The sequence below is a fragment of the Flavobacteriaceae bacterium GSB9 genome (assembly GCA_022749295.1).
Taxonomy (GTDB): Bacteria; Bacteroidota; Bacteroidia; order Flavobacteriales; family Flavobacteriaceae; genus Flavisericum.
The window spans coordinates 760,965-784,003 of record CP062007.1; the positions used below are offsets into that span (position 1 = coordinate 760,965).

8 protein-coding genes are annotated in these 23,039 nt (G+C 40.6%); 6 read left to right on the forward strand and 2 right to left on the reverse strand.

Annotated elements, in window-relative coordinates; all coding sequences use genetic code 11:
• Nucleotide 1: 1 nt before the first annotated feature.
• Together ppk1 and GSB9_00678 are read right to left on the reverse strand one after the other, a co-directional pair.
• Complete coding sequence (gene ppk1 / locus GSB9_00677; protein ID UKM64130.1) at nucleotides 2–2,074, reverse strand: polyphosphate kinase 1; 2,073 nt, start codon at nucleotides 2,072–2,074, stop codon at nucleotides 2–4.
• 123 nt (nucleotides 2,075–2,197) lie between these two features.
• Complete coding sequence (locus GSB9_00678; GenBank protein UKM64131.1) at nucleotides 2,198–2,683, reverse strand: histidine phosphatase family protein; 486 nt, start codon at nucleotides 2,681–2,683, stop codon at nucleotides 2,198–2,200.
• 411 nt (nucleotides 2,684–3,094) lie between these two features.
• Here GSB9_00678 and GSB9_00679 point away from each other — a divergent pair, with 411 nt between their 5' ends.
• From GSB9_00679 to GSB9_00684, 6 genes are all read left to right on the forward strand, one after another.
• On the forward strand, nucleotides 3,095–6,847 hold the full coding sequence (locus GSB9_00679; protein UKM64132.1) for a gliding motility-associated C-terminal domain-containing protein: 3,753 nt from the start codon (nucleotides 3,095–3,097) through the stop codon (nucleotides 6,845–6,847).
• A 21-nt stretch (nucleotides 6,848–6,868) separates the two neighbouring features.
• On the forward strand, nucleotides 6,869–7,774 hold the full coding sequence (locus tag GSB9_00680) for a type IX secretion system membrane protein PorP/SprF (protein UKM64133.1): 906 nt from the start codon (nucleotides 6,869–6,871) through the stop codon (nucleotides 7,772–7,774).
• Between the two features lie 832 nt (nucleotides 7,775–8,606).
• Nucleotides 8,607–18,044 carry a gliding motility-associated C-terminal domain-containing protein gene (locus GSB9_00681; GenBank protein ID UKM64134.1) on the forward strand — a complete coding sequence of 3,146 codons (9,438 nt, stop codon included), beginning with the start codon at nucleotides 8,607–8,609 and terminating at the stop codon, nucleotides 18,042–18,044.
• 102 nt (nucleotides 18,045–18,146) lie between these two features.
• Nucleotides 18,147–19,073 carry a type IX secretion system membrane protein PorP/SprF gene (locus GSB9_00682; protein UKM64135.2) on the forward strand — a complete coding sequence of 309 codons (927 nt, stop codon included), beginning with the start codon at nucleotides 18,147–18,149 and terminating at the stop codon, nucleotides 19,071–19,073.
• A gap of 12 nt (nucleotides 19,074–19,085) precedes the next feature.
• Nucleotides 19,086–21,011 (forward strand): OmpA family protein, encoded by a 1,926-nt coding sequence (locus GSB9_00683; protein ID UKM64136.1) that lies wholly within the window; start codon nucleotides 19,086–19,088, stop codon nucleotides 21,009–21,011.
• Between the two features lie 60 nt (nucleotides 21,012–21,071).
• Nucleotides 21,072–23,003 carry an OmpA family protein gene (locus GSB9_00684; GenBank protein ID UKM64137.1) on the forward strand — a complete coding sequence of 644 codons (1,932 nt, stop codon included), beginning with the start codon at nucleotides 21,072–21,074 and terminating at the stop codon, nucleotides 23,001–23,003.
• Nucleotides 23,004–23,039 lie beyond the last annotated feature (36 nt).

Here is a 23,039-nt window from a genome sequence, read left to right on the forward strand (position 1 = left end):
GTTAATCTTCTAATTTTTTTTGGTAATAGTCGTAAGTAGCAAACTGCGACCTAATTCTTGGTTTATCGTTAATGCGATATTCATTTTTCTGACCGTCGTTGAGCCATCTTGCTTTTACATTATCGTTCCAGCTTATATTAAATGTATCGATAATTTCCTGCTTAATCGCTTCATCATAAATGGGACAACTTACTTCTACTCGATTTTCAATATTTCTGGTCATCCAATCAGCAGATGAAATGTAGAGCTTCGTTTCTTCGTCTTTACCAAAAATATATATCCTGGAATGTTCTAAGAATTTATCAACAACACTAATAACTTCTATATTTTCGCTCATTCCTTCAACACCAGGTATTAAACAGCACAGCCCCCTTACAATCATTTGAACTTTTACACCTGCTCTACTTGCTTCATAAAGTTTATCGACCATCGGGTAACTGGAAATACTGTTCATTTTGAGCCTGATTAAGCCTTCTTTACCCTGTTTCACTTTTTTTATTTCGTCGTCGATTAATTTAAAAACGGCCTTTTTGGTAAAATGTGGCGAAACAACGAGGTGTTTGTATCGGTTAATTTTATAGTTGGCTTCAAAAAATAAAAATATTTTATCGACGTCTTTTAATATCTTTTGGTTTGCAGTAAACAAGGTAAAATCTGTATAAACTTTTGCTGTAGATTCATTAAAGTTTCCTGTACTTATAAAACCATAACGCTTTAGCTTTTTGTTTTTTCCTTGCTCACGTTCAATAACGCACATTTTGCTGTGTACTTTAAGCCCTGGTACACCAAAAATAAGATTAACCCCTTCATCTTTCATCTGTTGCGCATAATCGATATTGGCTTGTTCGTCAAATCGGGCTCGCAGCTCAATGGAAACAGTAACCGACTTTCCGTTTATGGCAGCATTAATTAAAGAACTGGCGATATGTGAAATTTCGGCCAATCGGTAAATCGTTATTTTAATTGTTTTTACAGTAGGATCTAAGGCTGCTTCCCTTAAAAATTTAACAACATAAGAAAACGTTTGATAAGGCGCGTGTAGCAAATAATCTTTTTTGGCTATGGCTTTGAATATACTGTCCTGTAAGCTTAGTCCTTTTATAGGGAGGGCTTCTATCTTTTCATACATTAAATCGTTTCTCCCTAAACTAGGAAAGCCCATGTAATCCCTTCTGTTATGGTATCTCCCACCCGGAATGATACTATCTGTACTATCAATACCCATTTTATTCATTAAGTATTGCAGTGTTTCTTTATTTATGGTTTTATCGTAAACAAACCTCACCGGTTCGCCAACCTGCCTATGCTTTACACTATCGGAGATCTTTTCGATAAAACTTTTACTTAAATCACTTTCGAAATCTAATTCGCCATCTCGAGTGATTTTTATCATGTGCGCACTAATACTTTTGTATTCGAAAATGTTGAATATATCGCTTAAACAATGCCTCAACAAATCATCAACCATAATAATATAGTCCTTGTCGCCTTGTTTTGGGAGCACAACAAACCGATCTACAGTTTTGGGTATTTCGATGAGCGCAAATTGTTTTTTGCCTTCTGGCATTAACATTTTTACAGCCAGGTATGCAGCACTATCTTTTAAATTAGGAAGCACTACAGAATCGTTAAGTATTATGGTTACCAGTGCCGGACTTACCGTTTTGAGAAAATACTCTTTAATATAATCGTGTTGAGAACTAGTTATTTGTGTTTCGTCAATAACATAAATATTCTCTTCTTTAAGTTTTATTCTTATGGCTTGTAAAACCCGTAAACTTTCTGTTTGTTGTTTAATTACAATCTGGGTTATTATTTCTAAAAGCTCTTCGGCCCTAATACCTCCTAATTCGCTCTTGCCCCCTTTTCCTGCTTCAACAATTCGTTTAACGGTAGCATAGCGTACTTTAAAAAATTCATCTAAATTATTTGAAAAAATACCTAAAAACCTTAATCTTTCTATAAGTGGAACTGTTTCATCTTCAGCTTCTTGTAGTACTCTAGAATTAAATTGTAGCCAACTAATTTCTCTGTTTATATATTTATTATCTGTAGGAATTTCCAATTTAGCCATCAAAAAAGTGTTCTGTGTTTGTCAAAAAACAAATATATTCTATTTCATCCAAAAATTTAATCTAAAATGATTAATAAACATAATGTTAAATAAGCTTTTAATTATTCGAATATATAAGCCTTTTTATTTTAAATCTTTGGGAAATAGCGTCATTACAGTTTTTCCTGGTTTAAGATTTGCCCATTTTTTTATATCGAATTGTAAAACCACAACACCTGTAGTTGGTACGTTAACAATGTATTGGTCTCCATAGGTATTCACAAAAGCAGTTATGGCATGGTTATGCCCGAAGACCATGAGGCTATTTACTATATCATCACAGTTTTTAATAGTTTGGGTTAGATTTTCTCCAGAGAAATCATATAAATCATGATTCAGTTCAATAATATTCTCTTTAATACCAAGGTTTTTAATAAATATTTTAGCAGTTGTTTTTGCTCGTAGAGCATCACTAGATAGCACAAAGTCTATATTGAAATTCTTTTTTTTTATATTCTTTGAAACTATATCAGCATCGTTAAAACCTCTTGTCTTTAAGGGTCTTTCATGATCAATAACATTATGTTCCCATGATGATTTAGCGTGTCTAATTAAAATTAGTTTTTTCATCTTGCTTAATTAAATAACTTTTATTTCCTTTTTTTCTACTGTAAATTTACGTAAACAACTACAAGTTGTTGATCATAAATATATTATTTACAAATTAAACTTTCTAAACCTCATAAAGTTTGATTAAAAATAAGATAAAACGCTTTGGTTTTTGATTTTTAGCGACTTAACGTATTTTACATACTTTGACCGAAATCTACAATTTTTAAAACTGAATTACTTAAAAACACAGTTTAAAACGAGTATAACAAATAAGAATAAATTTACAAAAAATGCATTTCATCGTGTTTTTATGTCTTTTTAAAGATTTTTTTATATCTTTAGCTCTTAAATTAAAGCTATGAAATGAAATCTAAAAAACTGACAAAAACACAAACAGGATAAATTAGCCCCAAATCTAAATTTAACCTAATGAAAACTAAACCAACCCTAACATTTCTTGTCGTTTTTATCATTGGCTATGTAATCAATGGCCAAACGGTGGTCTGTGAAAAAGCCTCATGTACAGCAAATGATTATACATTAGATTATTTTTATTTAGGTGACGAAAATGGCACCCCTTACTCACCTGGTTATTGCGACTTGGGCTTAAACCTAGAAACACATATTTGGACAAACTTTATAACTAATAGTGCTGCCGACAGATACTCGCTTTATATTCATTTTAATGTTTACATAAATGGGACGTTTATGGAAACGGTTGACAGCTGCTATTACGAGTACGAAAGTGTTCCCACTGACATTCTAATGAATTTATACACTTTTAACTGGGGCTGTGGTGATCAAATTGTTCTTAAAGATTTTTACATGTCCTGGCAACCAAACGCAAGCAAAGGCTGTGGGTGTAATGGTGCTAAATGCTACCAAATTCCATCCATAGATGTTCAAGGGCCTTTAATCACAAATTTTGAATACAGTTCAAGTTGTTCTACTCCCAATACTCTAGATTTTACTTCAACTACTCGAGGTGGAGTGCCTCCATATACTTATACTTTTTTATGGGATTTTGGTGATGGTGCTACAAGTTCATTAGAAGCCCCATCGCATACATATGAAAGCACCGGGCCTTATACAGTTAGTTTAACAGTAAGCGATACCAAAGATTATGATACTCACGAAATAGCAATACCTAGTTTTAATTCGAATTTTCCACCAGAGATTTATGCACCATCCAATAGTAGTATCGAAGGTTGTAGTGCAACAGATATACCGCTTTTAACGTTTAGCTCTAGTGCTGTAAATATCACAGAAGCTGAATTTAATAGCATAGGAGGAAGTATTGTCTTATTCAACGATTTGGTATCTCTTACTTATATCGACGTGGTTTCAGGAGTCTGTCCTTTAACAATAACACGAACATTTACAGTTGTTGATAGTTGTAACAAATCAGAGACTGCCACACAAACCATTGAAATAAATGATACCAAACCTCCTTCTGCAAGTAATCCAGACCCTATAAATATACAGTGTGCATCAGACATCCCTGCCCCTAGTACAACTATTGTAACCGATGCAATAGATAATTGTTCTACACCAACAATCTCATGGGTTTCCGATGTCTCTGATAGTGGGCTGTGTCCGGAAACCATCACACGAACTTATCGTATTTCTGATGATTGTGGAAATTATATTGATGTTAAACAAGCCATTATTATTAATGACGATATTGCCCCAACAGCAACAAACCCAGAACCTGTGTTTGTGCTATGTATTGAAGATGTGCCTCCTGCCGATATAAATATTATTACGGATGAAATGGATAATTGCGGAACGCCTCAAGTGGCCTGGGTTTCAGATAATAACGATGCTAATTCATGCCCGACAACCATTACCCGAACTTACAGTGTTACCGATTCGTGTAACAATTCTATTTTTTTAGAACAAATTATAACAGTTCATGACACGACACCACCTACAGGAACTGCTCCCCCTGATGCAAACTACCAATGTATCAGCCTGGTTCCCGAAGCCGACCCAAATAGTATTATTGAAACGGCTGACAATTGTTCAACCCCTGCTGTTGCTTTTGTTTCAGATGTAGCAACCACCAATTCTTGCTCAGAGGTCATCACCAGAACCTATAGTGTTACCGACGATTGCAATAATGAGACCCTACTAATACAAACTATTACGATTGAAGATACAACATTGCCAACCGCAAGTGCGCCAGATGCTATACAAGTTGAATGTATCGATGATATACCTGAACCCGATAGCAATGTAATATCTGATGCTCAAGATAATTGCTCAATCCCAGTAGTTTCTTTTATTTCAGATGTTAGCAACGGGCAAACCTGTCCCGAAATTATAACAAGAACCTATCGTGTTAGCGATGATTGTGGTAATTATATAGAATTAGAACAACAAATAACCATTCAAGATAACACGCCTCCAACTGCTAGTAATCCTGATACCACCTATCTAGATAACAACGATGCAATTCCTGCTCAGGACCCTACTATTATTATTGACGAAGCAGATAATTGCGGGGTTCCTACTGTTGTTTTCGTTTCTGAAACGAAAACCCAAAATACTTGTGAAGAAATACTAACAAGAATATATAGTGTTACTGATGCCTGTGGAAACTCAATAAATGTTAGTCATAATATCGTTATAAATGATAATGTACCCCCAACAGCTAGTAATTTAGCTGCCATACAACTAACCTGTAATAACCATATTCCTAGCCCAGATATTAATTTAGTTTCAGACGCCACTGATAATTATACCTCACCAACAGTAGTATACTTTTCTGATGTCTCTGACAGCTTATCATGCCCCGAAACCATAACAAGAACATATAGAGTATCTGATGCCTGTGGAAACTTTACAGACATCACACAGCAAATAATAATTCATGATACCATTGCTCCTACGGCAAGCAATCCCCAAAAAACAGTAGTACCCGATACCAATAGTATACCCAAACCTAACCCTTTAATTGTTACAGATGAAGATGATAATTGTGGTGTCCCAGTGGTTACTTATATCGATGAAACGTCAAACAACGAAACATGTAGTGAAATAATTACAAGAACTTATCGCGTTACAGATAGCTGTGGTAATTATACTGATGTTAACCATATTATTGAAATAATAGACAACGTACCCCCTACCGGCAACAATCCTATAGACACAATAGTTAGTTGCGTTAATGATATACCTCTTATAAACCCTGATGTTGTAACTGTTGCTTCAGACAATAACGGAGATTTTTCCATAACTTTTTTAACTGAAGAAACTGGCACTAAAAATTGCGACGATGTTATTATAAGAACATATCGTATTACCGATGGCTGTGGCAACTATAAGGATGTAAACCATAATATATTTATAATTGATGATATAAAACCACAGATAGATGTTGAATTAGACCCTGAAATCTATTTAAACTGTGCCGTTGAGCCTTCTCCACCTGCAGTAACCTTTTCTGATAATTGCACATCAAATGTTTCTGTTACATTTAATGAAGAAAAAACTATTATAGATTCTGAAAATTATGATATAAGAAGGACTTGGACTGCTACCGATATGTGTAATAATACAAATTCATTTGAGCAAGTAATACACATGAGTTCATATAATGAAACAACAACCACCGCTTTGAATGTCTGTATTAGCGACCCTATTATTGATTTAAATAGTTTGATAAACACAAGTGATAATGGCAACTGGACGGGTTCAGACATGACTGTTCTTAACGTAAACGTTTTTGACCCCAATACTGTTCCAGAAGGAAACTATGTATTCTCTTATACAACAACAAACAACTCCTGTAAAATCATCAACCAATTCAATATTGATTTAAATGATGACTGTATTGTTTATTCATGTATAAGTTCAACTGAAGATGTCGATATTTCAAAAATATTAACTCCAAATAACGACCTACGCAATGATACCTTTAATGTTTTTTACAAATTAAATGAAGCTATTGACGATTTAAGTACTTGTGATATCAAAGTAAAAGTTCAGATATACAATCGTTGGGGTACTAAAGTTTTTGAATCAAACGACTATGACAATACATGGCAAGGTACGGCTCCAAAAAATGCATCTGGCAATGCTGAAAAACTACCTACAGGAACCTACTATTATATTGTTGACTTAATTAATAGCGGATTAAAACCCATTCAAGGATATATTTATTTCGGGACGAAATAATAAAATGTAAAGAGTAATCAAATGAAAAATTTCTACTTACTTTTAATTTTACTTCCTTTTTTGGTTGCAGGCCAACAATTACCACAATTTAGCCAATATATGTTCAATACAACCTCTATTAACCCTGCTTATGTTGGCAGTAGAGAAGCCATGGTTGTAACTTTTTTAAACAGAAACCAATGGGTTGGTGTTAGCGGTGCACCAATAACACAAACACTTGCTGTAGATTCTTCAGTTCCTAAAAGCCATTTAGGATTAGGGCTCTCACTTATTAAAGATGAACTTGGTTACGAAAACACAACATATGTCTATGCCGATGCATCTTATATGATTATCCTCAATGATTTTTATCGATTTTCCTTTGGTTTAAAAGGTGGGATGAGTAAATATGGGCTCGATTCCGATTTATTAATGGACCAATCTGCTGCTAACGACGAATATCTTGATAAAATATTTAATAAATGGAAGCCCAATTTTGGAGTTGGATTCTATTTAAGGTCAGATGAGTTGTTTATAAGCTTGTCATCTCCTCGGATAATTAGCTATACAAATGAAACAGATATCACATACGAAGCTATTGAAAGAGCTAGCTATTATTTGGCTGGTGGCTATATGTTAGAATTTAATCCGCAAGTAAAATTTAAGCCTACAGTCATGTTAAAATATACTAATGGCTCACCTGTTTCACTAGATTTAACAGCTAATTTTTTAATAAATGAAGTGTTATGGCTAGGTGTAGCACATCGCATTAATGATGCTATGGGTGGCTATGTTACCATAAAAGCTTCTGACGCCCTGCGATTTGGCTATTCCTACGAATTCAATACATCTAACCTAAGAGTCTACAGCTCAGGGTCACATGAAATTTTTGTGAGTTATCAATTTAAACTTCCTAGGCCAAGGTGCAATTGCCCTAACATCTTTTAAGTGATTAAAAAGCACTGTGACTTTATGAACATTTTGGTCAATAACATCATGTTTCATTGAAGATTTGGCATGTCTAACTAAAATTAATGTCTTTACAGTCTCCGATTAAATGCGTTTATTATCGACAAAAAGAGTTTTTTATCGATAAAAAGTTGTTTTTATCGATAAAATTCAATTTATTTGCTCTGTAAAGCGTGTGAAAATTAATTTATTATAAAATAAAAGTTCAAATTATTATTTATAAAATATTTAATTGACATGAATTGGTAACCGTTATAAAACTAATAATACCCGACAAAAGACTGAAAGAATACTTTTAATCGAATTTTTAAGCTATTGACCATTAAATTTTGAACAGTTTTAGATATATCTGTTCTTTTGTTTTACCTACAAATACTTAAAGTTATGACCCCAAATCTAATTTCTCAATTAAAAGTAGCGTTGAAATTCAATGCCTTACTTATTCGATTTTTTCTTTCTACAACTCTTTTAAAGGTTGATATGTTAATCGGCCAAAGTACTTACTGTCAAAGTTGGAAGTATCAAAGGTACAACCATTCTTTAGGCAAATTAGTTCATTAATAGTACTAAAGGTCAAAAAATTTGATTAAAAAATATTCAACAGATATTTAGATTTACATAATTATCACCTACTAAATTTAACATTATGTCCCAAAATCGAAAATTAATCCTAAATAACCGCATTTACTGTAAATGCATTCCCTTTCTGTTCTTTCCCTCCAAGGACTTTGTGACAATTAAAAATTTATTTATGACTTGTTGCTCATAGATATCTAAAATATTTGTGAATTAGCTGTAATCTATTTGAATTATGAAAAAAATTACTCTTAATCGTCTAATAAAAGTAAGCTCGCCTAAAAAGCTATACCTATTACTTATAGTTTTTTTGTTCATGGGGCTTTCAAGGGCTAGTGCAGATTGTACTGTTACATCAGCAACCGATCTTGATAATAACGGTACCATATCAGGAGCAGAATTAGTTACCTGGATTAATAATACGGGGTGTTCTGGGACTTTAACCATTCCTAGTGGCACACAAATTTTATTGTATGCCGATACAACTATTCCAAATGCGATTAACAGAGTTGTTATTGAAGATGGTGGACAAATATTATGGACAGCTAATAATGTGTCTTTGGTTTTAGCTCCAAATACGGCGATTGAAATTGAAAACACAACTGACATAGGAAGTACTACAGGCGCTATAGGTTCTACCACCAGCTCGTGTAGTAATACCAAAAGAATATTTATAGGCACTACTGAATATGCTGCCTGTTCAGGCGGAGGAAACGTATGTGTGACCTTCGAAGAAGTTATCGAAGCTGGTGGCACCATTCAATTAGATCCAGATTTTGATGTTATTGCTGGATCTGATAATGAAGTTTGTGTTGGCCCGACTGATTTAAATATTCAACTGAATGGGTTTGTAGATGGAAGTCCAACTTACTATTGGGAGCAAATCTCAGGTCCTGGTACGGTTACTTTTTCTGCAACCGATGTACCAGACCCTACAATTAATGTAGATGTTGCAGGTGATTATGTGTTAAGAATTAACGTTTCCGTACCTTTAAGTACTGCATGCGAGGAAACAACTATTGATGTTTACGCTGATGTTGAAATTAGTTTTAAAGAAGGTGTAACATCAACACCTGTAACGACAACCCCAAGTACTTCAAATAATTGTGGGTTATCTGTCGATTTTCAGGCAGGCGCAAGTAATGCTGGTCCAAATACAACTTATACTTGGGATTTTGGAGATGGCACCCCTGTTAGTAATGAACAAAACCCAACTCATACTTATGCAGCTAATGGCACCTATAATTATTCACTAACAGTTATTGATCCTGATGGCATTGTGCCCTGTAATGAACTTACAATTAATGAGTCAATAACTCTTAATTATGAAGAACCTACTATTACTTGTCCAGGTGATATCACAGTAAATAATGATTCTGGAACATGTAATGCTATTGTAAATTACACAACACCTGTTGGTGCCTCAACAACCTCAGGTGTTTCTACTTCTTTAATAGCTGGATTACCATCTGGCGCCACCTTTCCAATAGGAAATACTGTAGTAACTTATGAAGTTACCGATTCATGCGGAAATTCTACACAGTGTAGTTTTAATGTAACGGTAAATGATAATACCCCCCCAACAGGCACAGCTCCTAGTGATATTTCTAACCTACAGTGTATAGATAATATTCCTGTAGCCGATATTGAAGAAATAACCGATGAAGCTGATAACTGTGGTGGTACTGTAACAGTAACCGTAAATGATAGTAACAATGGTGGTGCTGGTTGCGTTGGTGACCCTTATATTGTAACTAGAACTTACACTTTAGCCGACCCTGACGGGAACACAACAGATCTTATTCAAACCATTACCGTTGAAGATAATATTGCCCCTACAATTACTACTGAAGCTAGTAATAGTACAGTAGAATGCAGTAGTTCTAATGGCACTGAATTTTCAGATTGGTTGAACAACAATGGCGGAGCAACCGCATCAGATTCTTGTGGATCGGTAACCTGGACTAAAGTTGGTGATACTATTTCTGATGAATGTGGAATAACAGGTGCTGCTGTAGTAACCTTTAGAGCAACTGATGAATGTGGAAACTTTAGTGAAACTACTGCAACCTTCACGATTGAAGATACCACCGACCCTACTTGGGACGTGGCCCCTAGCGATATGACCGTACAATGTGACGGTACCGCTGACCCTAGCGGTGCTTTTGCCGCTTGGCTCACCAGCTTCTCTGGTTCTGACTCTTGTGGTAACGCTACCGTGACAAACAACAGTGCCGGTCTTAGCGACCTGTGCGGGGCTACCGGTTCGGAAACCGTGACTTTCACTCTAACTGATGAGTGCGGTAACGATATCTCGGCCCAGGCAACATTTACTATTGAAGATACCACCGACCCTACTTGGGACGTGGCCCCTAGCGATATGACCGTACAATGTGACGGTACCGCTGACCCTAGCGGTGCTTTTGCCGCTTGGCTCACCAGCTTCTCTGGTTCTGACTCTTGTGGTAACGCTACCGTGACAAACAACAGTGCCGGTCTTAGCGACCTGTGCGGGGCTACCGGTTCGGAAACCGTGACTTTCACTCTAACTGATGAGTGCGGTAACGATATCTCGGCCCAGGCAACATTTACTATTGAAGACACCACCGACCCCACTTGGGACGTGGCCCCTAGCGATATGACCGTACAATGTGACGGTACCGCTGACCCTAGCGGTGCTTTTGCCGCTTGGCTCACCAGCTTCTCTGGTTCTGACTCTTGTGGTAACGCTACCGTGACAAACAACAGTGCCGGTCTTAGCGACCTGTGCGGGGCTACCGGTTCGGAAACCGTGACTTTCACTCTAACTGATGAGTGCGGTAACGATATTACTGCCCAGGCAACATTTACTATTGAAGACACCACCGACCCCACTTGGGACGTGGCCCCTAGCGATATGACCGTACAATGTGACGGTACCGCTGACCCTAGCGGTGCATTTGCCGCTTGGCTCACCAGCTTCTCTGGTTCTGACTCTTGTGGTAACGCTACCGTAACACATAACAGTGCCGGTCTTAGCGACCTGTGCGGGGCTACCGGTTCGGAAACCGTGACTTTCACTCTAACTGATGAGTGCGGTAACGATATTACTGCCCAGGCAACATTTACTATTGAAGATACCACCGACCCCACTTGGGACGTGGCCCCTAGCGATATGACCGTACAATGTGACGGTACCGCTGACCCTAGCGGTGCTTTTGCCGCTTGGCTCACCAGCTTCTCTGGTTCTGACTCTTGTGGTAACGCTACCGTAACACATAACAGTGCCGGTCTTAGCGACCTGTGCGGGGCTACCGGTTCGGAAACCGTGACTTTTACACTAACTGATGAGTGCGGTAACGATATCTCGGCCCAGGCAACATTTACTATTGAAGATACCACCGACCCTACTTGGGACGTGGCCCCTAGCGATATGACCGTACAATGTGACGGTACCGCTGACCCTAGCGGTGCTTTTGCCGCTTGGCTCACCAGCTTCTCTGGTTCTGACTCTTGTGGTAACGCTACCGTGACAAACAACAGTGCCGGTCTTAGCGACCTGTGCGGGGCTACCGGTTCGGAAACCGTGACTTTCACATTAACTGATGAGTGCGGTAACGATATTACTGCCCAGGCAACATTTACTATTGAAGATACCACCGACCCCACTTGGGACGTGGCCCCTAGCGATATGACCGTACAATGTGACGGTACCGCTGACCCTAGCGGTGCTTTTGCCGCTTGGCTCACCAGCTTCTCTGGTTCTGACTCTTGTGGTAACGCTACCGTAACACATAACAGTGCCGGTCTTAGCGACCTGTGCGGGGCTACCGGTTCGGAAACCGTGACTTTCACTCTAACTGATGAGTGCGGTAACGATATCTCGGCCCAGGCAACATTTACTATTGAAGATACCACCGACCCCACTTGGGACGTGGCCCCTAGCGATATGACCGTACAATGTGACGGTACCGCTGACCCTAGCGGTGCATTTGCCGCTTGGCTCACCAGCTTCTCTGGTTCTGACTCTTGTGGTAACGCTACCGTGACAAACAACAGTGCCGGTCTTAGCGACCTGTGCGGGGCTACCGGTTCGGAAACCGTGACTTTCACATTAACTGATGAGTGCGGTAACGATATTACTGCCCAGGCAACATTTACTATTGAAGACACCACCGACCCCACTTGGGACGTGGCCCCTAGCGATATGACCGTACAATGTGACGGTACCGCTGACCCTAGCGGTGCTTTTGCCGCTTGGCTCACCAGCTTCTCTGGTTCTGACTCTTGTGGTAACGCTACCGTGACAAACAACAGTGCCGGTCTTAGCGACCTGTGCGGGGCTACCGGTTCGGAAACCGTGACTTTCACTCTAACTGATGAGTGCGGTAACGATATTACTGCCCAGGCAACATTTACTATTGAAGACACCACCGACCCCACTTGGGACGTGGCCCCTAGCGATATGACCGTACAATGTGACGGTACCGCTGACCCTAGCGGTGCTTTTGCCGCTTGGCTCACCAGCTTCTCTGGTTCTGACTCTTGTGGTAACGCTACCGTGACACACAACAGTGCCGGTCTTAGCGACCTGTGCGGGGCTACCGGTTCGGAAACCGTGACTTTCACTCTAACTGATGAGTGCGGTAACGATATTACTGCCCAGGCAACATTTACTATTGAAGATACCACCGACCCTACTTGGGACGTGGCCCCTAGCGATATGACCGTACAATGTGACGGTACCGCTGACCCTAGCGGTGCTTTTGCCGCTTGGCTCACCAGCTTCTCTGGTTCTGACTCTTGTGGTAACGCTACCGTGACAAACAACAGTGCCGGTCTTAGCGACCTGTGCGGGGCTACCGGTTCGGAAACCGTGACTTTCACATTAACTGATGAGTGCGGTAACGATATTACTGCCCAGGCAACATTTACTATTGAAGATACCACCGACCCCACTTGGGACGTGGCCCCTAGCGATATGACCGTACAATGTGACGGTACCGCTGACCCTAGCGGTGCTTTTGCCGCTTGGCTCACCAGCTTCTCTGGTTCTGACTCTTGTGGTAACGCTACCGTAACACATAACAGTGCCGGTCTTAGCGACCTGTGCGGGGCTACCGGTTCGGAAACCGTGACTTTCACTCTAACTGATGAGTGCGGTAACGATATTACTGCCCAGGCAACATTTACTATTGAAGATACCACCGACCCTACTATTGATATTGCGGCAACCAACATCGAAATCGAATGTGGCGTTACAGATTCTGATGCACTTCAAAACTGGTTAAATAATAATGGTGGTGCAACGGCTTCTGATAACTGTAGTGAGATAACTTGGACTAATGATTACGGTCAAAACACAGCTGTAGATTGTGATGGTGACGGAATTGTGGTAACCTTCACTGCTACTGATGCATGCAATAACTCAAGCTCAACTACTGCAACTTATATTATAAAAGATACAACGGCTCCAGACATAACTACTGAGGCCTCTGCATACACAACTCAATGTGATGGTTCAGGAAATACTCAAGAATTAAATGATTGGTTAACTTCAAATGGAGGTGCAACAGCAACTGATAATTGTTCAACAATCACCTGGTCAAACAACTTCACTTCTTTAATTGATGATTGTGGTAACACAGGTTCCGCAACGGTGATATTTACAGCTAAAGATGCCTGCGGTAACACTTCTGAAACCACTGCGACTTTCACAATTCAAGACACAACAGCTCCTACTTTTGTTGAAGCACTACCTGCTGATGCTACTGTGGAATGTGATGCGGTGCCTACTGCTGAAACGCTTACGGCTTCCGATAACTGTGGTACCGCTACGGTAACTTTCAATGAAGTAAGAACCGATGGCGATTGTCCTTCTAGCTACTCGTTAGCTCGTACCTGGACGGCTACGGATGAATGTGGTCTAGAAACCGTACATACACAAACTATAACTGTTCAAGACACAACAGCTCCTACTTTTGTTGAAGCGCTACCTGCTGATGCTACTGTGGAATGTGATGCGGTGCCTACTGCTGAAACACTGACCGCCACAGATAACTGTGGTACTGCTACGGTAACTTTCAATGAAGTAAGAACCGATGGTGATTGTCCTTCTAGCTATACACTGGAGAGAACTTGGACGGCTACTGATGAATGTGGTTTAGAAACCGTACATACACAAACTATAACTGTTCAAGACACAACAGCTCCTACTTTTGTTGAAGCGCTACCTGCTGATGCTACTGTGGAATGTGATGCGGTGCCTACTGCTGAAACACTGACCGCCACAGATAACTGTGGTACTGCTACGGTAACTTTCAATGAAGTTAGAAACGATGGCGATTGTCCTTCTAGCTACTCGTTAGCTCGTACCTGGACGGCTACGGATGAATGTGGTCTAGAAACCGTACATACACAAACTATAACTGTTCAAGACACAACAGCTCCTACTTTTGTTGAAGCACTTCCAACGGATACAACTGTGGAATGTGATGCGGTGCCTACTGCTGAAACACTGACCGCCACAGATAACTGTGGTACTGCTACGGTAACTTTCAATGAAGTTAGAAACGATGGCGATTGTCCTTCTAGCTACTCGTTAGCTCGTACCTGGACGGCTACGGATGAATGTGGTTTAGAAACCGTACATACACAAACTATAACTGTTCAAGACACAACAGCTCCTACTTTTGTTGAAGCGCTACCTGCTGATGCTACTGTGGAATGTGATGCGGTGCCTACTGCTGAAACGCTTACGGCTTCCGATAACTGTGGTACCGCTACGGTAACTTTCAATGAAGTAAGAACCGATGGCGATTGTCCTTCTAGCTACTCGTTAGCTCGTACCTGGACGGCTACGGATGAATGTGGTCTAGAAACCGTACATACACAAACTATAACTGTTCAAGACACAACAGCTCCTACTTTTGTTGAAGCGCTACCTGCTGATGCTACTGTGGAATGTGATGCGGTGCCTACTGCTGAAACACTGACCGCCACAGATAACTGTGGTACTGCTACGGTAACTTTCAATGAAGTAAGAACCGATGGTGATTGTCCTTCTAGCTACTCGTTAGCTCGTACCTGGACGGCTACGGATGAATGTGGTCTAGAAACCGTACATACACAAACTATAACTGTTCAAGACACAACAGCTCCTACTTTTGTTGAAGCGCTACCTGCTGATGCTACTGTGGAATGTGATGCGGTGCCTACTGCTGAAACACTGACCGCCACAGATAACTGTGGTACTGCTACGGTAACTTTCAATGAAGTTAGAAACGATGGCGATTGTCCTTCTAGCTACTCGTTAGCTCGTACCTGGACGGCTACGGATGAATGTGGTCTAGAAACCGTACATACACAAACTATAACTGTTCAAGACACAACAGCTCCTACTTTTGTTGAAGCGCTACCTGCTGATGCTACTGTGGAATGTGATGCGGTGCCTACTGCTGAAACACTGACCGCCACAGATAACTGTGGTACTGCTACGGTAACTTTCAATGAAGTAAGAACCGATGGTGATTGTCCTTCTAGCTATACACTGGAGAGAACTTGGACGGCTACGGATGAATGTGGTCTAGAAACCGTACATACACAAACTATAACTGTTCAAGACACAACCGCCCCTACTTTTGTTGAAGCGCTTCCAACGGATACAACTGTGGAATGTGATGCGGTGCCTACTGCTGAAACACTGACCGCCACAGATAACTGTGGTACTGCTACGGTAACTTTCAATGAAGTAAGAACCGATGGTAATTGTCCTTCTAGCTACTCGTTAGCTCGTACCTGGACGGCTACGGATGAATGTGGTCTAGAAACCGTACATACACAAACTATAACTGTTCAAGACACAACAGCTCCTACTTTTGTTGAAGCGCTACCTGCTGATGCTACTGTGGAATGTGATGCGGTGCCTACTGCTGAAACACTGACCGCCACAGATAACTGTGGTACTGCTACGGTAACTTTCAATGAAGTAAGAACCGATGGTGATTGTCCTTCTAGCTATACACTGGAGAGAACTTGGACGGCTACTGATGAATGTGGTTTAGAAACCGTACATACACAAACTATAACTGTTCAAGACACAACCGCCCCTACTTTTGTTGAAGCGCTTCCAACGGACACAACTGTAGAATGTGATGCGGTGCCTACTGCTGAAACACTGACCGCCACAGATAACTGTGGAACTGCTACGGTAACTTTCAATGAAGTAAGAACCGATGGCGATTGTCCTTCTAACTATACACTGGAGAGAACTTGGACGGCTACTGATGAATGTGGTTTAGAAACCGTACATACTCAAACTATAACTGTTCAAGACACAACAGCTCCTACTTTTGTTGAAGCACTTCCAACGGATACAACTGTGGAATGTGATGCGGTGCCTACTGCTGAAACACTGACCGCCACAGATAACTGTGGAACAGCAACGGTTACGGTAAGTGACATCAGAACCGATGGCAATTGTGCGAACACCTACACCATTGCACGTACATGGACAGCAACCGACGAGTGCGGACTGGAAACAGCACACACACAAATCATTACTGTACAAGATACCACGCCTCCAACTTTTGTTGAGGCATTACCAAGGGACATCACCGTGGAATGCGATGCGATTCCTGAAGCCACTACCTTAACGGCCACAGATAACTGCGGCAATGCCACGGTAACAGTAAGCGATGCTAGGACCAACGGCAATTGTGCGAACACTTACATCATTGTACGCACATGGACGGCTACCGACGAATGTGGATTAACAACAACACACACACAGAACATTTCTGTGGAGGATACAACGGCACCTGTACCGACAACCGCCTTTCAAGAGACCATCAACACCAGCTGTATCGACATTGGAAACGCTCCCGAACTAGAGTTTACCGATAATTGTTCGACCAACGTAACCGTTGAGTTTGAAGAAATCAATACGTTCGATGAGACCGTATTAGCAGATTACCAAGTTATCAGGACTTGGACAGTTAGTGATGCCTGTAGCAACGAAGCTATCTATACACAGACCGTAAATGTCTCTTTGGATGAAGTTTATACAGAGATTGATACCAGTGAAGACCCTAGATGCTTTGATGATGGCACAGTTAACCTTAGAAATTTCCTTTCGGATAACACTTCGAACGGAACCTGGGAAATCATTGAGGGCAACCCAATAGCTACAATAAATGGCGATATTTTCGACCCTACGAACTTAGAGGATGCCTTTACCGAAGAGTTCAACCCGAACACCGAAGGCATTACCTATGTACTCCGCTTTACCGGATTGGAAAATGGATGTATCAACATAACTGATGTTACTATGGTTGTAGACGCCAAGTGTAAGGTACTACCTTGTGGAGAAGATACTGTAATCATTTCTAAAGCAGTTACTCCAAATGGTGATGGTTACAACGATACTTTTGATATTGCTGGCATAGACCTCTGTGGTTTTGTGGCTGAAGTAAAAATATTTAATCGTTGGGGTGCACTAGTCTTCGAGTCCAACAATTACACGTTGGGGAGCATGGATACCACCGGCTCCAAAGGCGACTGGGATGGTAGCTCACCGAGTTCTTCATTCGGAAGTGCTGGTAAACTTCCGAACGGCACATATTATTATATCATAAATTTAAGGGACAGCGGACGTAGTCCTCTTACAGGTCCCGTATATTTAGGAACCAAATAAACATTAACCTATGAAATGAGCCCTAACGGTATTTCACAATCGTCCGAAATGGCTGTTATGGCGAATGACATCTGAAAAATCAAGAACGTAAAACTTAAACAGATGAAATTTATTAAAAATAATATAATCGCTATGGCGCTGTTCAGCTGTGTTTTTGGAGCGGCACAACAGTTACCGCAATTTACACAGTACATGTACAACACCATCTCTGTTAACCCTGCTTATGCAGGTAGCAGGGAGGCACTCAGTATAGTTGGCTTACATCGTAGCCAATGGGTAGGGTTCAGGGGGGGGCCAATAACACAAACCCTGTCCATTCACACACCCTTGAGAAACGATAGAATTGGCTTGGGCTTATCGTTTATTGAAGACGATCTGGGTCCACAAAACTTTTCATACCTATATGCCGATTTTTCATATTCGATTCCAACGGCTTGGGACGGTAAACTGGCCTTTGGAGTTAAAGGAGGCTTTACCCACTTTAGCTTTGATACTGATTTTAGACTGGACGAGGCCAACCAGAACGACCCCTTAATCTATGGGACATCAGACAGATGGTCGCCAAACGTCGGTGCCGGTGTGTACTGGAGCAACAACAGGGTTTATGCTGGTCTGTCAGCCCCAAGAGTCCTAAACAACGACCTAAATAATGAAAGCGAATTTGAGGCCTTAGAGCGCATAAGCTATTATTTCACCGTTGGTGGTGTCATCGACCTTAGCAAGTCTGTCAAACTTAAGCCTGCCGGACTAATAAAAGCAACAAACGGAGCACCAGTTTCGTATGACCTAACAGCCAACTTCCTATTCAATGAAAAGCTATGGCTTGGCGGGTCTTATAGGATTAATGAATATACCGCTGCCATAGGGGGCATTGCCGATTTCCAGGTATCAAGACAACTACGTGTTGGGTATGCCTATGAAAAGCCTATTTCGGACATTGCAGATTATACATCAGGAACCCATGAAATCCTGCTCATTTATGAATTTAAGTTCATAAACTCTAAACTGAAGTCTCCTAGATATTTCTAATACTGATTTTCCATGGACACAAAAAAATACATAGTAGTCATTATCGCAATTTTGATGAGCCTTTCCGTTTTTCCACAACAAGGAAAACAAAAAAGGGCTGATACGCTATTCAACAAGTTCTCTTTTGTAAAAGCGGCTGAAGTTTATAAAGAGCTTATTCAAAAAAATTACAATAAAGATTACGCTACAAGAAAGTTAGCTGATTGTTACGCCCTGTTGAGGGACCCAAGAAACGCTTCCAGATATTACAAAAGTGTAGTGCAACAGGAAAACGTTCCTGTTGAATATTACTATAAATATGCACAATCTTTACGTGGGATGAAAAAATACGACGAGTCCAAAGCATGGCTGCAGCGCTTTAAAGATTCTGGTGGCGTTGTAGATGCCGATGACTTTTCTAAAGACGTTAATTTTATTTCCAGTGTGTTTGGTGCCAAACAGCAATACTTTTTGGACCGTGTACATTTCAATTCAGAATACAGTGATTTTGGTGCCTATGAGCATGAGGGAAAGGTTTATTTCGCCTCTGCCCGTGATGAAGGTGTTGCCGTAAAGCGTTTATACGGATGGAACGAACAGCCATTTCTGGACGTTTATGTTGCCGAAGCCGGTACAAGACGAAACATTGACCATACCGCGAAACTCAAGGGCGAGGTTAACTCTATTTTTCACGACGGGCCGGTGACCATCACTAACGATGGCAGAACCATGTACTTTTCGAGAAACAACTTTAAGGATGATGTCGAAATAAAAAGTAAAAAGGGACTTACCAACATGAAAATATATCGTGCTACATTAGTAGATAGCATATGGACCAATATCGAGGACCTATCCATAAACGGCGATGATTTTTCGACGCAACATGCTGCACTGAACAAGGACAATACAAAACTTTATTTTTCATCAGACCGACCCGGAAGCGTTGGCGGTTCTGATATTTGGGTGGTTGACATTTTACCGGATGGCAGTCTAGAAAACATAAAAAACATGGGGAATGTGGTGAACACCAAAGGAGCAGAAGGTTTTCCTTACATCAACAACGAGGGTGTACTGTTCTTCTCTTCAGACGGCCATACAGGACTCGGGCTACTGGATGTTTTTGCCACTATTAATGACGATGAAGACCAGACCATAGTGGATGTCATCAACCTAGGAATTCCCATAAATTCCAACTATGACGATTTCGCGTTTACTATGAATGCCGATGGCATTACAGGATATTTTGCCTCCAACCGACTTGGCGGCCGTGGCAGTGACGATATCTATGCATTCCATAGAGAACCTGAACTACACGTTGAAGGTATTGTGGCCGATGCCATCAACTCAAAGCCAATTCCTGATGCTAAGATTACACTTTTTAATGAAAAGGGAGAACAAGTGGCCTATATGTTGACAGACGAAAATGGCCATTACCAAATTAATATAGATAGAAACAGCGACTACAAAATCGTGGCTAGCCAGGAACAGTATATTGATGATTATAGGAACTTTACGTCAAAGAACATACAAACCGAACTTACTACCATAAATGCCAATTTATTGCTCAACCCCGTACAAGACGTTGTCAAATTGGCCAAATTGGACCTGAACACCATCTATTTTGATTTTGACAAGCATACCATAAGAAAGGATGCTGCCGTAGAGCTCGACAAAATTATAAACCTGATGCAGAACGATTACCCTGAAATGGTTATCCGTATCGAATCGCACACCGATTCCAGAGGAGCCCTATCATACAACGATAAACTGTCCATTGACAGGGCCAATGCCACTTACGAATACTTAGTATCTAAAGGTATAGATCCTTCCCGAATCACCGAACATCAAGGTTTTGGAGAACGACGACTTACTAATGGCTGCGAGGACGGTGTAAACTGTGAAGAACAACAACACCAGCTCAACAGGCGTACACAATTTATCGTGGTCAAAATGGAATAGGTTTTAATTCGAGAGTCTTCGGTTAACCCGTTCATTTACGGAAACTTTTAATGAAACACCATGGAATTAAAAAAACATATCATAACGTTCTGCTTGCTGCTATCGGTCTTTAAAATAACCGCACAGGATGCCACGTTAAAAAGGGCCGACGCCCAGTTTAACAAGTACGCTTTTGTGGATGCAGCCAAGTCTTACAAAAAACTTATAGAAAAAGGGGAATTCGTTGAACACGCCACACGTAAACTTGCCGATTGCTATGCCCTTATGAGGAATCCAGATGCAGCCGTTTATTACTACGAAAAATCGGTAAGGCAGGATAATGTACCTATTGAATATTATTATAGATACGCCCAAGCGTTAAGAGGTACCAAAGATTACAAAGCCTCAAGAATCTGGCTGGAAAAATTCTTTAGCTCAGGTGGTAAAATCAGTAAGGATAAGTTTTCTAAGGACAGTGAGTTCCTAAACACCATTTTCAAAGCAGAGCACCAATATTTTTTGAAAGATGTTAACTTCAACTCAAAGTTTAGCGATTTTGGGGCCTATGAGAACAACGGTACACTTTATTTCATCTCATCAAGGGACGAAGGTTTGGCCATAAAACGCAAGTATGGCTGGAACGAAGAGCCTTTTCTTGATGTATATGCCGTGAACAAACAGGATTTGGACTCTGTAACGGTAGACAATACCTACAAAGTAAAAGGAAAGGTGAACTCAATCTTCCATGATGGTCCCGTATCCATTAGCAAGGATGGAGAAACCATGTATTTTTCTCGAACCAATTTTATCAATAACAACTTGAGCCGTGATAAAATGGGCATTTCCAACCTTAAGATATATAGAGCAAGTTTGGTGGACGGCAAATGGACCGATATCGAAGAATTGCCCTTTAACAGTGATTCATATTCAAACGGACACCCAGCACTGAATCAGGACGGGAGCAAATTGTACTTTGCCTCCAATATGCCGGGTGGCGTTGGCGGAACCGACCTTTATTATGTTGACATCCATTCCGATGGATCCTACGGAAAACCTATGAACTTAGGAAAAACGGTCAATACCCAAGAAAATGAACGCTTCCCGTTCATAAACAGCGAGGACACATTGTTCTTTGCTTCCGATGGGCACCATGGTCTGGGATTATTAGACATCTTTGTTGCCGTTACCGGAGATGACGGTTCGTTCGCTAACGTGTTAAACCTCGGCGTGCCAGTAAACTCAAGTAAGGACGACTTTTCATTCTTTATGGATGAAAATGGAACAAAGGGTTATTTTGCGTCCAACAGGGACGGAGGCATAGGAAGTGACGATATATACGCTTTCAACAGGTTAAAAAGCATAAAACTAGAAGGTACCGTTTATGATGCTGAAAGCGGCAGCCCGCTTGCTAATGCCATTGTTGAATTGATGGATGCCAACGGAAAACAGATAGAGACTTTTAAGACTAACGAAAATGGAAACTACGCCACCAATATCGACAAGGATAATGATTTTGTTATCAAAGTAACCAAAGATGGATATCTGGACAAGACCACTCAGGTAACTTCAAAAGGCCTCGCCCCTAACATCAATAGCATCACTGTTGATTTTGCAATACAACCTGTACCCGAACCAAAAATGCAGGAGCCCATTACCGATCTTGGTCCTATTTATTTCAACTTCGACAGTGCCAACATAAGAATCAGTGAGACTACTGAGCTCGACCGTATCGTGGATTTGATGATCAACAAATACCCCGATATGGCTATCGAGATACGATCCCATTCGGACTCCCGTGGATCTGAAGCCTACAACTTGGTACTATCACAAAGAAGAGCTAAGTCAACGTTCGATTATCTAACCGAAAACGGTATTGACCCGAAAAGAATTGTGGCCTATAAAGGCTTAGGTGAGCAAGAGCTGGTCAACGGATGTGACGGTACCGTAAGCTGCTCCGAAAAACAGCACGCGCTCAACAGAAGGACCAACTTTATCGTTATAAAGGTTAAATAAAAAAAATAATTACATTTTTAGATAAAACTAAAGACC

Excerpts from the sequence above, each read along its gene's own strand:
- ppk1 (UKM64130.1), bottom strand. The coding sequence starts at position 2,074 with ATGGCTAAATTGGAAATTCCTACAGATAATAAATATATAAACAGAGAA.
- GSB9_00681 (UKM64134.1), top strand. The coding sequence starts at position 8,607 with ATGAAAAAAATTACTCTTAATCGTCTAATAAAAGTAAGCTCGCCTAAA.
- GSB9_00684 (UKM64137.1), top strand. The coding sequence starts at position 21,072 with ATGGAATTAAAAAAACATATCATAACGTTCTGCTTGCTGCTATCGGTC.
- GSB9_00682 (UKM64135.2), top strand. The coding sequence starts at position 18,147 with ATGAAATTTATTAAAAATAATATAATCGCTATGGCGCTGTTCAGCTGT.
- GSB9_00678 (UKM64131.1), bottom strand. The coding sequence starts at position 2,683 with ATGAAAAAACTAATTTTAATTAGACACGCTAAATCATCATGGGAACAT.
- GSB9_00680 (UKM64133.1), top strand. The coding sequence starts at position 6,869 with ATGAAAAATTTCTACTTACTTTTAATTTTACTTCCTTTTTTGGTTGCA.
- GSB9_00679 (UKM64132.1), top strand. The coding sequence starts at position 3,095 with ATGAAAACTAAACCAACCCTAACATTTCTTGTCGTTTTTATCATTGGC.
- GSB9_00683 (UKM64136.1), top strand. The coding sequence starts at position 19,086 with ATGGACACAAAAAAATACATAGTAGTCATTATCGCAATTTTGATGAGC.